The 14,831-nt window shown below is 68.4% G+C and carries 10 protein-coding genes; 3 read left to right on the top strand and 7 right to left on the bottom strand.

Annotated features, from left to right (window positions below):
* Positions 1 to 9: 9 nt before the first annotated feature.
* The 4 genes from EV650_RS00490 to EV650_RS00475 all read right to left on the bottom strand — a co-directional run bounded on the left by EV650_RS00490 (position 10) and on the right by EV650_RS00475 (position 4,160).
* Positions 10 to 687 (bottom strand): AAA family ATPase, encoded by a 678-nt coding sequence (locus tag EV650_RS00490; protein ID WP_134114188.1) that lies wholly within the window; start codon positions 685 to 687, stop codon positions 10 to 12.
* Positions 684 to 3,455: an FtsK/SpoIIIE domain-containing protein gene (locus EV650_RS00485; RefSeq protein ID WP_238173946.1), complete on the bottom strand. Its 2,772-nt coding sequence runs from the start codon at positions 3,453 to 3,455 to the stop codon at positions 684 to 686. The genes EV650_RS00490 and EV650_RS00485 overlap by 4 nt, the downstream gene beginning before the upstream one ends.
* Positions 3,456 to 3,559: 104 nt before the next feature.
* Positions 3,560 to 3,955 carry a VOC family protein gene (locus EV650_RS00480; RefSeq protein ID WP_134114186.1) on the bottom strand — a complete coding sequence of 132 codons (396 nt, stop codon included), beginning with the start codon at positions 3,953 to 3,955 and terminating at the stop codon, positions 3,560 to 3,562.
* Positions 3,956 to 3,962: 7 nt separating this feature from the next.
* A complete protein-coding gene (locus tag EV650_RS00475) occupies positions 3,963 to 4,160 on the bottom strand; it encodes a hypothetical protein (RefSeq protein WP_134114184.1) in 198 nt (65 codons plus the stop codon).
* 121 nt (positions 4,161 to 4,281) lie between these two features.
* Between EV650_RS00475 and EV650_RS00470 the strand changes: the two genes are divergently transcribed.
* Positions 4,282 to 7,389: a PD-(D/E)XK nuclease family protein gene (locus EV650_RS00470; protein WP_134114182.1), complete on the top strand. Its 3,108-nt coding sequence runs from the start codon at positions 4,282 to 4,284 to the stop codon at positions 7,387 to 7,389.
* The gene (locus tag EV650_RS00465; RefSeq protein WP_134114180.1) at positions 7,382 to 10,888 is read left to right on the top strand and encodes a UvrD-helicase domain-containing protein; all 3,507 of its coding nucleotides are present in this window, start codon (positions 7,382 to 7,384) and stop codon (positions 10,886 to 10,888) included. The genes EV650_RS00470 and EV650_RS00465 overlap by 8 nt, the downstream gene beginning before the upstream one ends.
* Here EV650_RS00465 and EV650_RS00460 read toward each other — a convergent pair.
* Both EV650_RS00460 and EV650_RS00455 read right to left on the bottom strand, forming a co-directional pair.
* Positions 10,885 to 11,673: an alpha/beta fold hydrolase gene (locus EV650_RS00460; protein WP_166677968.1), complete on the bottom strand. Its 789-nt coding sequence runs from the start codon at positions 11,671 to 11,673 to the stop codon at positions 10,885 to 10,887. The genes EV650_RS00465 and EV650_RS00460 overlap by 4 nt on opposite strands.
* Before the next feature lie 18 nt (positions 11,674 to 11,691).
* Entirely contained in the window at positions 11,692 to 12,333 is a 642-nt protein-coding gene (locus tag EV650_RS00455) for a LysE family transporter (RefSeq protein WP_238173945.1), read from the bottom strand.
* Between the two features lie 330 nt (positions 12,334 to 12,663).
* Here EV650_RS00455 and EV650_RS00450 point away from each other — a divergent pair, with 330 nt between their 5' ends.
* On the top strand, positions 12,664 to 13,290 hold the full coding sequence (locus tag EV650_RS00450; RefSeq protein WP_134114176.1) for a DUF6308 family protein: 627 nt from the start codon (positions 12,664 to 12,666) through the stop codon (positions 13,288 to 13,290).
* A gap of 3 nt (positions 13,291 to 13,293) precedes the next feature.
* Here the strand turns inward: EV650_RS00450 and EV650_RS00445 are convergent, their stop codons facing one another.
* The gene (locus EV650_RS00445; RefSeq protein ID WP_134114174.1) at positions 13,294 to 14,808 is read right to left on the bottom strand and encodes an LLM class flavin-dependent oxidoreductase; all 1,515 of its coding nucleotides are present in this window, start codon (positions 14,806 to 14,808) and stop codon (positions 13,294 to 13,296) included.
* Positions 14,809 to 14,831: the final 23 nt, after the last annotated feature.

Raw genomic sequence — 14,831 nt, 5'->3', positions numbered from 1 at the left:
ACTCCCAAACTAGTTGCGCTTCTTCGGCAGCACGATCGCCGTACCCGCCACGACGACCGGTACCAGGATCCCGAGCCACCACGGCAGACCGGCCGCCAGCAGGACGAAGACGACGACCGCACCGCTCCAGCCCCACCAGCGCGCGCCGGGCAGCCGCGGCAACCCGAGCACCCGTGACGCAGCCAGCATCGTGACAGCGGCGATCGCCGCGGCTTCGACCCCGGTAAGGAACGACCTGCTGACCACCCACACCAGCACGAACCCGACCAGCGCCAAGACCGCGCTGATGGTACGCCGCCTGCGCTGCTCCTGGAGCGCCTGGGCCGCCGCCCGCACCTCCTCCAACTGGTTGACCGTCTCGGCCAACTGTTTGGTGATGCGCTCAGCAACGGTCTCGATGTCGTTCAGCGCGCGGATCTCGGGCAGAGCGTGGTTCGCTCGCTTCCCGTCCGCCGGCAGACCGGCCCGCTGCAAACTGGCTGCGGCCTTCTCTGCCAGCGCATTCAGCCGCGTCTGCAGCTTCTGCCCGCGCTCGGCCATCGCATCGGCCTCCGCCGCCGCGGTCGCCTCGGCCTTCGACTTGTGCGCCGTCAACCGATCCTGCGCCTGCTGTGCGTCCGCCCGGGCCATCGCGACCGTCCGCAACGCGCGCACGTACTCGGACCACTCCTGCTCCAAGGTCTTCATCGCCGCACCAACTCCACCGCGCGATCCACCTCGTCCGATCGCAACGCGGCGAACGGTACGACGACCTGCGCCTCAGGATGCAGCCCGTCCCACAGCAGCGCACGATGCGGCTCCGAAGCCCACCGCACCAGCGGACCGGCCACCGCGCGTACGCCGTCCTGTGGGTGCCGTAGGAAGAGATGAGTCGCCACGTTCGCCCGCCCGTACCCGAGCTGCTCGGTGCAAACATGCATCCGGTTCCACCACCCGAACGTGAGAAGACCCTGCGCCGGCCCGTCGCGCACGATGTCCTGCAACGCGTTCGCCGGACTCTCGAAGTACCCCTCGGCATGCACCTGCATCCGCGGCACGCCGTGGAATCCGAACCCGAGCAGATACGTCCCGCCGGCTTCCCCGTTCCGCATTGCCTCGCGCAACGAAAACAACCGTGGCGCGATCTCGTCGTGTTTGTCCACGGTCTCGACCTCACAACCGAGCTGCCGCAGCACGTGCACCAACGCATCCTTGCCCTCAGCAACAGCAGGCGACGAGTTCGTCCCATCGACGAACACGAACCGAGGTGGATCCACCGCCGCGGCCGCAGTCGAGACCGCCAACCCGGTCAGCACACCCAACGCATCGGTCGGCCCATCCCCCAGCACGAGTACGCCGGCGCCCGGCTCGGGCCGTACCTCAATAGCGACCGGCTCCTCCGTCACCGCAATCGGCAACCCGGTCCACGGTCGCCCGAACTCGGGCTTGACCGCCACGGCGGTCTCCGTCAGCCGCGCAGGTTCGGCCAGATGGAACACTCGCGGCGGCCGCGCATCCTCGCCAGCACGCGACCACAGCTCACGCCGCAGCGAGTCCAGCACACCCTTGTCCGCAAAGCTCACCAGCACATGCTGGTTGTCGTCCGGCGACCCGAAGTTCGCGTTCAGCACCGCCTCGCCGCGGAACTGCAGCTCGGCCGCAGCCGTGTTCCCACTCCGCAGAATCGCCTGCGAATCGGCCGGCGTCGTCTTCAGCGCGATCCGGTACGGCACCTGCCCGAAGATCGAGTCTCGTCGAGTCGACAGCCGCTTCACGCCCTCGATCGTCTGCGTCGCGAGGACGACGTGAACGCCGTACGCACGCCCCAGCCGGACCAACCGCTCCAGCAACTTGGCCGCTTCGTCAGCCAGCTCGTCGTCGTCCTCGAGCAGCACCTGGAACTCATCGAGTACGACGAGGATCCGCGGCGGCCGATCGGGGCCTGGGGCAAGCTCCGCGATGTCGGCGACGTTCCCGTGCGACTTGAAGATCTCGCTGCGCCGCGCGAGCTCGTCCGACAGATGACGCAGTACGGCGAGACCGAACGCGCGATCGCTGTGCACACCGAGCACCCGCACCTGCGGGAGCCAATGCGGCCGCTCCGGACCCGGACCGAGCGCCGAGAACTCGACACCGTGCTTGAAGTCGAGCAGATACATCTCCAGGTCCGCCGGTGCATAGCGCGCGGCGAGACCGTGGATCAGCACCAGCAGCAGGTTGGACTTGCCCTGACCGACCGCACCGCCGACGAGGACGTGCGGCAGAGCCGGGTTGCCGCTGCGCAACCGCACCAGCGCCGGCGTCCGGTCGTCGTACCCGATCACCGCGCCGATCTCGTCCTTGACCGGCTGCCACCAGGTGGAGCGGTCCGGCAGCGTGCGTTCGAAGTCGATGGTCGGGAGTACGGCGATCTCGGCCTGCTCGGCGATCACGTCACAGATGCCTGCGGCAATGGTCGCGTCGAACGGCGGGTCCAGCTTGGCCGGCGGCAGCTGCGCGACCTCGACCCGGTCATTGCTGATGACAACGGGATTGAGGAGATCGAGCAACTGTTTCGAGTCGACGTCCAGCTCGGCCGCGGTCGACGTGTCGTAGTGGACCAGGAAGCAGATCCCACGTTTGCCGGCGGTCGCGGCCAGCCGGAGCAGGTCGCGCTGGGCGAGCGTGTCGATCCCGGACGGGTAGTCGAACAGAATCACCAGCCGGTATGGATCGGTGACCTGACCGGTCTCCTTGAGCAGCTCCTCGAACCGTTCGTGCCCGAGCTGCGCTTGCCGGCTCGCCCGCAGCGAGGACACATCCACCAGCCCGGACAGTACGGCGTGCAACTGCTCCGCGGTATGCGTTGCCCTGGGCACCAATTGCGGGTACTTCGTGGTGAGATGGCCGAGCAACCCCATCATCCCGGTCAGTTTCGGGTCGAACGCGTCGATCCGGAGCCGGAACGGTTCGGCGGCCGCGATCAGTCGCAACGCGATGCTCTGCAGGAGGCGGCGGGCGGACTCGTTGCGGTCCGCGGTGACCCTCCAGCCGTTCGTACGAAGCAGTGGCGCAACAACCGGCGTACCGGCGTCCAGCTCACCAACGCGCACGTACGACGGGATGCCGGCACCGATCAGTTGGCGTGAACGCCAGCGTGCGTCGTTCGGCGGAATCGCTGCCAGGCCGGGTGCGAGCCGATCCGCGAGCAGGCGCGCCTTCGGCTCGGCCTCGGACAACGCCTCCGCGGTCTTCGCGTCAACCAACGCCCGCGACTCGCGCCGCGCGACGGCCGTCTGCTCCCGCAGCTGACGGTGCAGCCGAACAGCGCGCTGGTGCTCGCCTTGTGTCAGCCGCTGGGCGTTCTCCAGGAGTTGCCCCAGTGCATGCTGCAGACCGCGGATCCGCGCTTCCAGGAGCTCCGGTGCTGATTCTGTCGTCCGCGCGGAGCGCGAAGCCGATCCGGGCATAGCTACCCCGTCAGGCTTCTCCGTCACGAGCACCGCCCTTCCACTTGCCCCGCGACCGTACTGATTGCCTGGAGTAACTGTGTCACACCCGAAGTCCCATCCGTCACTCCAGGCATCAGTAGTCTCACCTGCTAACCCGGTGCGACGATTTCCAGCTCGTAGCCGTCGGTGTTGTGCAGGAATGCGGCGTAATGCTGCGGTCCACCGGCGTACGGATGGCGGTCGGCGAACATCAGCGTCCAGCCGTTCGCGGCGGCCTCGGCGACGACGGTGTCGACCTCGGCCCGGCTGGCCGCGTTCAGCGCCAGGTGATTCATCCCGGGCCGCATCCGGTCGTGCTCGGTGGCAGACATCGCCGGGCTCTGCTCGACCACGACATAGCTGCCGTCAGGGGCGGTCCAGGTCATGCCGCCGGGCCAGCCGTCACCGTCCTTCCAGCCCAGCCGGTTGAGGACCCAGCCCCAGCTTGCGACGGCCCGGGACAGGTCCGGGACCCAGATCTCGACGTGATGCACAGCGGCGACCATCGCACCATTATCTGTGCTCGTCGGCATGGTTCGACACCGCCATGGAGATCACGCCGGAAACCAGCAGCCACGCCAGCGCGGCGACCAGCCACGGCCACCACGGCCGGGCCTGCGCGCCCTCGGCGACGGCCTTGCCGAACAGCCCGCCCGCAGGCGCGAAGACGAGCACGAACAACACCCGCGCGAACCTCGTCTCCGTGCTCATTCCTTCATTGTGAGAGGGCGCCGCCGACCCCGCAGAAACCTTGGCGTTTCGCGCCCCTTCACCTTTCTGTCCGTGGCAGGGTTTACCGTCTGCGATGACAGTCGAGAGATCGGGGATTGTCGTGAGTACGACTCGGATCGAGAGCACGGCGTACGGCGCCGCGGCTCTGGAGCGCCTGCAAGCCGTCGTCGCGCGGCTCAAGGCCGACGATCCGATGACCCCTGTCACGCTCCTGCTCCCCAACAACCTGTCCGGCGTCATCGCCCGTCGACAGCTGGCGACGACCGGGATTGCGGGCTTGTATCTGGCGACCCTCGAGCGGCTAGCGGAGCAAATAGCTGCCGGCGGTTTGTCTCCGCGCCGGCCTGCTACCCGTCCGATCGTGGCCGCGACCTGGCGTACGGCGCTTGCCAAGGCGCCCGGCGTGTTTCACGAGGTCGCCGAGCACCCGTCCACGATCCAAGCGCTTGCATCTGCCCATCGCGAGCTCCGCGACCTCACTGACCCCGCCCTGGACCGGGTCGCGGACGCGTCCGCGCTCGGGCCGGACCTGGTCCGCCTGCACCGCTACGTGACGTCCGAGCTGGCCTCGGAATGGTACGACCAGACCGACCTCCTCCGCGCCGCTGCGTCCCGCCTGGCGGAGTCACCCGAGGTCGTGCGTGAGCTCGGCGCGCTCGTTCTCTACCTCCCGCAGGAGCTGACGCAATCCGAGGCCGCCTTCGTCGGAGCGCTCGGCGATGCCGCGGCGGATCTCACGGTGATCGTCGGACTGACCGACGTACGCCGGGCCGACCGAGCGGTACGGCGGTCGCTCGAACGGATCGGGATCGACCTGCCGTCGTCGATCTCGAAGAACTATCCGGTCGCGACCGAGATTCTCAACGCATCCGACGCCGACGACGAGGTGCGATGCGTGGTCCGCGACGTCGTGTCCGCATTGGAGCACACTCCCGCGCACCGGATCGCGGTGCTGTACTCCGCCGCCTCGCCGTACGCGCGTCTGCTGCACGAGCATCTCGGCGCCGCGAAGATCGAGGTCAACGGGCCGGGGACGCGACCGGTGCACGAGCGCGCGATCGCGCGGACTCTGCTCGAGGTGCTCGGGCTGGTCGATCAGGATCTGCCCCGTGCTGATGTCTTCCGCGCGCTGGCGAACGCGCCGACGCGAGACTTCACCGGCGAGCGGATTCCGGTGCCACAGTGGGAGCGGATGTCGCGCGTGGCCGGGGTGGTGCGTGGCGACGACTGGGACACGCGGCTCGCGCGGTACGCCGAGTCCGAGCGACGGACAGCTGATCAGGAAGAGGCAGCCGAGGATCCACGGCCGGCCGCGGTGCGACGTGCGCAGTACAACGCGTCGACGGCTGAGCGGTTGCATGCGTTTGCGTCGACGTTGCGGCGTCGGTTGAGTGAGCTTGAGGTGCTGGAGACCTGGGCGTCGTTGGCAGGCGGCGTGCTGCAGTTGTTCAAAGATTTGCTAGGGGACTACTCGTCGTTGCCGATCGAGGAGCAGTACGCCGCGGCCGCGGTCGAGGGTTCGCTGACCGGTCTGTCGACGTTGGACGAGCTTGGTACGCCGGCGAGTCTGGCCGTGCTGCGCGACGTACTGGATCTGGAGTTGCAGCAGTCGTTGCCTCGGGTCGGTACGTTCGGGACGGGCGTGTTGGTGGCGCCGTTGTCGGCGAGTGTCGGGTTGTCGGCCGACATCGTGTACGTCGTTGGTCTGTCCGAGGATCTGTATCCGGGGCGGGTGCACGAGGACGCGCTCCTCCCCCATCGGGTCCGAGAGGCGGCCGCGCCGGAGTTGGCGTCGTTCCGGGATCGGTTGGACGAGAAGCAGCGGCATCTGCTGGTCGCGTTCGCGTCGGGTGCGCGGGTGGTGGCGTCGTTCCCGCGCGGCGATCTGCGGCGGTCGTCACGGCGGCTGCCGACGCGCTGGTTGCTCGGGTCGTTGCGGGAGCTGACCGGGGATCACGCGCTGCCGGCGACCCAGTGGGACCGGCATGAATCGGTGTTGCAGACGTCAGCTTCGTACGCCGGATCGTTGACGACGGCAACGATGCCGGCGACGGAGCAGGAGTGGCAGACGCGAGCCGCGGCGGCTCGGTTGTGGGTCAACGACGGCGTACTGGTGCGGGCTCGGGAGCTGTTGCGTGGACGCGGTTCGAATGCGTTCACGCGGTTCGACGGGGATTTGTCGGGTGTGCCTGGTCTGCCTGAGTTCGCGGTTCAGGACCGGATCGCGTCGCCGACCTCGCTGGAGTCGTACGCGACCTGCCCGCACGCGTACTTCGTCGAGCGGCTGCTTCAGGTGGAGCCGTTGGAGGCGCCCGAGGATCTGCTGGTGATCTCGCCGGTCCAGATCGGGAATCTGATCCACAACAGCTTGGATGCCTTTGTGACCCGGCTGGCCGGCTCGCTCCCGGCGTACGGCGAGCCGTGGACCGCCGAGCAACGGCAGCTGTTGCTCGCGATCGGGGCTGAACACGCCGAGCAGTTCGAGGCCGAAGGGCTGACCGGTCATCCGCGGCTGTGGCAGCGGGAGCGGTTGCGGATCCTGGGCGATCTGATGGTGCTGCTGACCGATGACGATCGGTGGCGTGATGAACGGTCCGCGAAGGTTGTCGCCAGCGAGCTGCGGTTCGGGTTCAACGGCGAGCCTCCGGTGGAGATCCCGGTGCCGTCCGGACGCGTGCTGTTGCGGGGATCGGCGGACAAGGTCGACGTCGGTTCGGACGGGACGATCTACGTGACGGACGTGAAGACGGGCGGCTTCTCGCGGTACGAGGGCATCGAGTCGGACCCGGTCGCGGGTGGGACGAAGTTGCAGCTGCCGGTGTACGCGTACGCGGCGCGGGCCCGGCTGGGCGAGCAGTCCACCCCGGTCGAGGCGTCGTACTGGTTCGTCCGCCGCGGCGGCAAACGGATCCCGGTCCCACTCACCCCGGAGGTCGAGGCCCGGTACGTCGACACGCTCGACGTGATCGTGTCGTCGATCGCGGCCGGCCACTTCCCACCGAAGGCCCCGGAGGTCCCGGACTTCCTCTGGGTCCAATGCCCGTACTGCAACCCCGACGGCCTCGGCCACAGCGAGGTCCGCGCCAGATGGGACCGCAAACGCCACGACCCGGTTCTCGATCGCCTAGTCCGCCTCATAGACCCAACCGCCCTACCCCCAACCGACCCGGCCTCGGGTGAGTCTTCGAAGGAGGGTGGGGATGACTGAGCAACTGCTTGATGGTGCGGCGCGGGAGCGGATCCGGACCGACACCGACACCACCCTCTTCGTCGAGGCGGGCGCCGGGTCCGGCAAGACCCACGCGCTGGTCGACCGGGTGACCACGCTGGTCCTGCGTGACGGCGTACCGCTCGCGACGATCGCAGCCGTCACCTTCACCGAGAAGGCCGGCGCCGAGCTGCGCGATCGCTTGCGAGTCGAGTTCGAGAAGGCCCGCAAGGGCGACTCCGGCCACCTCGCAGACGGAGCGCTGGACGACCTGGACTCGTCCTCGATCGGCACGCTGCACGCGTTCGCCCAGCAGATCCTCCTTGCCCACCCGATCGAAGCCGGCCTTCCTCCGCTCATCGACGTACTCGACGAGGTCGGCTCCTCCGTCGCCTTCGAAGAACGCTGGGCCGAGCTGCAGCAGCAACTCCTCGACGACGACTCCATCGCCGAGCCGCTGCTCCTGGCGATGGCGGTCGGGGTCGAGCTGAAACACCTCCGCTCGCTCGCCCGCCTGTTCGGCAACGACTGGGACCTGATCGCCGAACGCGTCCTCGTCGACCCACCCGAACTGGTCGCGATGCCCGACCTCACCGGCTTGATCGCCGCAGCTGCGCAGATCGGCGGCGTCGCCGACTCCTGCCTCGACCCCGAGGACCGTCTGCTCCCCAAGCTCCTGCAGATCCGCGAGCTGGGCCTGATGCTCGACGCCGCCTCCGACCAGGAGACCCAGCTAGCGATCCTGCAAACGCTCCGCGGCCTCAAGATCGGCCGAATCGGTCGCAAAGAGAACTGGCCCGACATCACCAAGGTCCGCGCCGACTGCACCGAGGTCGTCGACGTCGCCGGTTCCCTGGTCGAGCTCCTCCTCGATGCTTGCCTTCGGCACCTTTCCCACTGGATCGCCGAGCGCGTGCTGGAGTCGGCCCAGCTCCGCCGCGCCGAAGGCCGGCTGGAGTTCCACGACCTCCTGGTCCTCGCCCGCGACCTCCTCCGCCGCGACGCCGAGGTCCGCGCCGATCTGCAGGAACGCTTCGAACGCCTGCTGCTCGACGAGTTTCAGGACACCGACCCGATCCAGATCGAGCTCGCGGTCCGCATCGCCGGCGGCGCCGAGGCCGAGGCGGAGGACTGGCGCGATGTCGAGGTCCCCGACGGGCGGCTGTTCGTCGTCGGCGACCCGAAGCAGTCCATCTACCGCTTCCGCCGCGCCAACATCGCGACGTACCTCACCGCTCAGGACCTCCTCGGCGAAACCGTCGCGCTCACGACCAACTTCCGCACGGTGCCGCCGATCCTGCGCTGGATCAACACCGTGTTCGCGACTCTGATCCAGCCCCAGGAAGCCGCCCAGCCGTCGTACCAGGCGCTGTCTCCCCACCGCACCAGCCCCACACCCGGCGCGACACCTGCGCCTGCCGCTCCCAAAGCCCCCTCACCCGACCCCGCCTCAGACCCGGCCTCCGTCAAAGGCGACCAGCTCTCGATCTTCGACGAACCGAGCCTGTTCGACGACGCCGAGGACGGCAGCCTCCAAGTCTCCTCCGATGCCGCCGCCGACGAGCCGCTCACCGATCTCGCGACCGTCCTGCCGTTCCGCCGACGCGACGACTCGTCGACCAGCGACGTACCACTCAACGAACCATGGGACGGGCCGTCAACCGACGACGTCCCCGACGACCCATCCGCCGGCCCGGCCGTCAGCATCCTCGGCGCCGAGCCGCACAACGACCTCCCGCGCGCTCAAGCCTCCGTCCTCCGCGAACGCGAAGCCACCGACGTAGCCGCCATCATCGAGCAGGCCCTCCGCGACGGCTGGTTGGTGTACGACGACCGCGCCCAATCCTGGCGCCCCGCGGAAGCCGGCGACATCGCCGTACTCGTTCCAGCCCGTACGTCGCTCCCCTTCCTGGAGCACGCGCTCGACCGCGCCGACATCCCGTACCGCGCCGAAGCCAGCTCCCTCGTCTACCAGACCGCCGAGGTCCGGGACCTGCTCGCCTGTGCCCGCGCCCTCGGCGACCCGAGCGACCAACTCGCCCTCGTCACCACCCTCCGCTCACCGCTCTTCGGCTGCGGCGACGACGACCTCTACACCTGGAAACGCTCCGGCGGCTCGTTCACCCTGACCGCGCCAGTCCCCGACCAGCTCCTGACCCACCCGGTCGGCGACGCGATGGAGTGGCTCCGCCGCACGTACTACGCCGCCCGCTGGCTGACCCCCAGCGAGGTCCTGGCGAAGATCGTCGCCGACCGCCGCATGCTCGAAGTCGCAGCGATCGGCCCGCGCGCCCGCGACGCGTGGCGCCGGATCCGGTTCGTCGTCGACCAGGCCCGCGCTTGGTCCGAGGTCGAGCACGGCGGCCTCCGCTCGTACCTCGCCTGGGCCGCCCATCAAGGCGAAGAGACGTCACGAGTCGCCGAGGCCGTTCTCCCCGAGACCGATGCCGACGCGGTCCGGGTGATGACGATCCATGCCGCGAAGGGTCTTGAGTTCCCGATCGTCATCCTCTCCGGCATGAGCGCGGCCCCGAACCGCCAGCGCGGCGTACAGGTCCTCTGGCCACCGGACGGCGGGTACGCCGTGAAGCTCAAATCCTCTGTCCAGACCGAGGACTTCGACCTCGTGCAACCGGTCGACGAACAGATGGACGACTACGAACGCCGCCGCCTGCTGTACGTTGCCGCGACCCGCGCTCGCGACCATCTCGTCGTCTCGCTACACCGCTCCGGCAACCGCCGCCACTCCAGCAACGCCGAGCTCCTCGCATCCGCCGGCGGCGTCGAGGCACCGCACGCCACCCTCTTCGCCGGGCCAGCGGTCCCCGACCGCGAGCCCTCCGGTAGCCCCGACGTCACCCCGCCGATCTCCCGGACGGAATGGGAGTCCCGAGCCTCCGCCGCCCAGGCCGCGAGCCGAGCCCGCTCAGCCCAGAGCGCCTCCGGCCTCGAAGGCACCGGCCCGGAGGTCGCCCTCGCCGACATCGACCCCGGCACCGCCAAGGCCGCCCGCGACCTAGAACTGCCACCGTGGTCCAAGGGACGCTACGGCACCGCGATCGGCCGCGCCGTTCACGCCGTACTCCAGGTCGTCGACCTCTCCACCGGCTCCGGCCTCGAAGCAGCTGTCTCCACCCAGTGCCTCGCCGAGGGCGTGCTCGAGTACGCCGATGTCGTCACCGCCCTGGTCCGTTCGGCCCTGGCCTCCGACGTGGTGAAACGAGCCGCCGCCCGCGAGTACTGGCGCGAGTCGTACGTCGGCACCGTCCAGCCCGACGGCACCGTACTCGAAGGTTTCGTCGACCTCATCTACCGCGAGGACGACGGCCGCCTCACGATCGTCGACTACAAGACGGACGCCATCCCCGCGGCAGCCCTGGACAGCCGAGTCGCCTACTACGCGCCACAGCTCCTGGCGTACTCGGCGATCCTGCCCAACACCGGCCCACCCATCCTGCTGTTCCTCAACCCGAGCGGAGCAGTCGACCGCGGCCTCTAGCGGAGGCCGTCCTGCAGGACGTCGATCCAGCGGTCGAAAGCGTCGAGATGGGCATCGTGGCTCGCCGCCGGGATGTCGGCACGCCGGGTGCCGGGCCGGCGCCGGATGAGTTCGTCCTTCTGCTCGGCCGTAAACATGCCGTTCTCGGCGAACACAGCCAGCGTAGGGACGGTGAGGTTCTCCCACTCGGTCCAGCGATCTTCCTGAACCGCCGCGATCGTCGCCTGCATGATGTCCGCGTCGAATCGCGGCCGTAACCCGTCGGGCACCGCTTCGAGATCGTTGACCCAGGCATCCGTCAATGGGCGGTCGCCGAGGAACGAGCGTGCCGCCGCTTCGTCGGCGAACGGCACCGGCCACGACGCGAAGTACTGACCGATCTTCTCTGCCCCCTCGGGCCCGTCATCGCCGGCGACGTGACCTTCCAGCATCACCAGCCGATCGACCAGGTCAGGGCGCGCCGCAGCAGTGAGGAATGCCGTGTGCGCACCCATCGACTGGCCAACCAGTCTGACCCGTTCTCCAACGTGTTCGATGACGGCGACCACATCGTTGACGAACGCCATGCGGGACAGGTCTGCCGGTCGGCGGGTACTGCGGCCGTGACCGCGCTGGTCGATCAGCAGCACCCGGAACCGGTCGGCGAGCGCGTCCGCCGTCGGCAGCAACTCCCGTGAACTGCCCGCGAGTCCATGCAGCAGGACCACCGGCGGCCCGTCGCCGCCGCGATCGATGACAGCGATACTCGTGTCCCCGCGCTGGACCACCAGCTCAGATCCCGTCACAGCAGCCCATCCTGCCAGCTACGCGACCAACCTAACCGCCAGTACAACGATCAGCACGGTCGACGCCAACGCAGTCACCAACCTCCCAACCTGACCGGTCAGCAGCCGACCCAGCAACGCGCCTCCGCCGGCCAGCAACAGTTGCCAACTCGCCGAAGCCACGAACGCCGCAACCACGAAGACGACGCGCTCACCAATACCAGCGACCCCGGCTCCACCAAGCACCAGCGCGGCGAAGTAGATCACCGTCCACGGGTTGAGCAACGTCATCCCGAGCATCCCCAAGTACGCCGTCCACGCACCGACCGGCGTCTCCTGCTCGATGGCCGTCAGCCGCCGCTCGCGATACCGCCGTACCGCCTTAACCGCACCCATCACCGCAAGCCCGATCAGCACCACAACCGAAGCCCACCTCAACGGTCCCACCACAGGCTCGAGCAACGGCGCCAACGCCGTACCCGCCCCGGCAGCCACCGCCGCATAAACCCCGTCGGCAGACGCAACCCCGAGCGCCGCAAACGCCCCGATCCGCAACGAACTCCGCGCAGTCAACGCAACCAGATAGGTCCCCACAGGCCCGACCGGCACAGCAACGCCATACCCGGCCAACAGCCCGGCGACCACCACCCCGATCACGACTGACCGAGCATCGACCCCCACCCACGACCACCCTGCTGCTGAACCCGAGCCACCAAGGCCACAGGTTCCATCAGCAACAGTCGAAGAGTCGTAGTCATAGCCACATGATGAGCACCCGAGCTCGTCCCCTCAACCGAATTGCCGCACGGTCGCCTCCGCTCAGTTGTGGGACTGTCACGGAGAGTTTGCGGACTTCGAGGGATCGTTACAGGTTGTGGATAACGGGTAGTGATCTTGGCGCGCGGGGGGGCCGTGGAGTCGCTACGATCTGCGGAAACAGTGTGTGAGGAACGTTCGAATGATGGTCCGCCTGCTGGCGGGTCTGCCACCAAAAGTGTGAGGGTGTGGCTCATGAACATCGGTACCCGCAAGATCGTCGTCGACGAGGCGATCGCGCAGTTGCGGCTGTACGCCGAGACCAACGGCGCCGTGCTGCAGTACTACGACGGGCTGCCGGGTATGACCACCGTCGGTGGCTCCGACCCGAACCAGGTCACGTTCGAGGACCTGGGCCGGACGATGGTGATCGGCGCCGATCTCCGGGTGCTCGACATTCCGTGGCTGCTGGAGGTCGAGGCCGAGAAGGAGTTCGCCGCGATCCCGGTGGACGCCCGGCTGGAGGACGCTGCGCCGGGGACCGAGCTGTTCGAGGCGGCGATGGCGCTGGACGACAAGTTCACCGGTCACCGCGGGTTCGGGCACGCGAAGAAGTCCAAGCTGCTGCACCTGAAGCGGCCCTACCTCTACCCGGTGACCGACAGCTTCATCCGGATGACCTACGGCACGGCGTCGGCCGGGTCCGAGTTCCTGTCCGCCGTACGCGAAGACCTGGTCAACCCGGCCAACGTCCGTGACTTCAAGCTGCTGCAGGTCCGCCTGATCGCGGAGCCGGCGACGAGTGCGGCCCGCCTGCTCGGCGAGGTGCCGACGCTCCGCCTGCTCGACATCCTCGCCTCGCTGCTGGGTGAAGCGAAGTAGTAGCTACAGGATTCCGAGCCGGGCCAGCGGCTCGACGAGTTCGCGTTCCTCGTAGGAGAGATGCGACAGCAGCGTGTCGTCCAGCAGGTCGACCGCCGCACGCAGTCCGTCGATCGTGCCTGACCCGTCAACCAATGCGACGAGCGCCTTGTCGACGCCCTCGAGTACGTCGTGGATGATCTGGTGCTCCTCCTGCAACCGGTCGACGACCGGGACGAGCGCCGGGTCGGCCCGGCGGATGTGCGGGAAGAGTGAAGCGTCCTCGAGCGAGTGGTGCGTCGTGACCAGGCGGCAGTAGGACTCGCAGTATGTGCCGAGTGTCCAGTTGTTCTGCCGCATGGTCATCGTGTTGATGTGTGACCGCGCCGCGCCAACGCCCAGCGTTCCAGCGGCGACCTGCTCGACCAGGTCGCGGATCTGCTCGAGCTCCGCGCGCAGATGGTCGTGTACGTCGATCAGGTGCTGCCCGGACGACAGCTGGTACGGCGTGTAGGTCCGAGACGGATCCTGCACCGGACCGGTCGGCCGCGCCGACTCATCCAGCAGCTGTACGTCGCTCCGCCGCACAACCGGAGGTGGTGTCGGTACGACGCTGAACCCGCCCGCAGGCACCGGAGAAGAAGAAGCAACCACAGCAGCACCTGACCGAGCCGTCTCCACCGCCTCACGAACCCCCGCAGCCACCTCAGCAAACCGACGAATGTCGTCAGGGTTGTCCGAGGCAAGGATGTACGTGCTCATCCCCTCGCCCAAGGTCAGCTCGGCGAGCTGATCGATCCACAGCTCCTCAGGCCCTTCGAGGAACCCACCACCCCCGTCGAACCGGCCCGACACGTTGTACAACCGCCGTACCGCCGAGGGATCCCGCCCGGCCTCAACAGCTGCCTCGTCGATGAGCTTGTTCATCGCGGCCAGCTGGTCCGGACCGGCGTACCCACTCGAAGGCAGCCAGCCGTCCGCAAGCCGCCCGGTCAGGGCGAGCATCCGCGGCTTGTACGCGCCCAGCCAGATCGACACGTCGTGGGCCGGCACCGGACCGCGCTTCGCTCCTTCGACTGTGTAGTGCTTCCCGGCCAGCCGGATGCCGCCGCCGGAAGGCGTCCAGACCTCGCGCATGATCGCGATCGCCTCTTCCAGCGCAGCGATGCTCTGCCCGGTCGTCAGCCGCGGCCCGCCGTTCGCCGCGACCGCGTCCAGGAACCCGCCGGCGCCAAGACCGAGCTCGACCCGTCCGCCGGTGATCAGGTCGAGCGTCGCGACGCTGCGGGCAAGGACGACAGGGTGGCGCAGCGGGAGGTTGGCTACGTTCGTGGTCACCTTCACCCGCTGGGTCTGGGCAGCGACGACCGACAGCAGGGTCCAGGCGTCCATCAGCCGTGGCTGGTACGGGTGGTCCTGGAAGCTCACCAGGTCGAGGCCGACCTGCTCGGTCAGCTGGGCCAGCGCGATCACGCGGTCCGGGTTGTCGACCGCGGGGGTCAGGAACGTGCCGAAGACCAGCTCGTGGCCGTAGTCCATGGTTCACCTTCACCTGTCGGAGG

It is taken from the genome of Kribbella kalugense, assembly GCF_004365875.1.
Classification (GTDB): domain Bacteria; phylum Actinomycetota; class Actinomycetes; order Propionibacteriales; family Kribbellaceae; genus Kribbella; species Kribbella kalugense.
This window is presented reverse-complemented; position numbering and strand designations above follow the sequence as displayed.

What these genes read in the sequence shown, in the direction of transcription:
- EV650_RS00490 (WP_134114188.1), bottom strand. Translation starts at nt 687, where the DNA reads ATGAAGACCTTGGAGCAGGAGTGGTCCGAGTACGTGCGCGCGTTGCGG.
- EV650_RS00480 (WP_134114186.1), bottom strand. Translation starts at nt 3,955, where the DNA reads ATGGTCGCCGCTGTGCATCACGTCGAGATCTGGGTCCCGGACCTGTCC.
- EV650_RS00475 (WP_134114184.1), bottom strand. Translation starts at nt 4,160, where the DNA reads ATGAGCACGGAGACGAGGTTCGCGCGGGTGTTGTTCGTGCTCGTCTTC.
- EV650_RS00465 (WP_134114180.1), top strand. Translation starts at nt 7,382, where the DNA reads ATGACTGAGCAACTGCTTGATGGTGCGGCGCGGGAGCGGATCCGGACC.
- EV650_RS00450 (WP_134114176.1), top strand. Translation starts at nt 12,664, where the DNA reads ATGAACATCGGTACCCGCAAGATCGTCGTCGACGAGGCGATCGCGCAG.
- EV650_RS00445 (WP_134114174.1), bottom strand. Translation starts at nt 14,808, where the DNA reads ATGGACTACGGCCACGAGCTGGTCTTCGGCACGTTCCTGACCCCCGCG.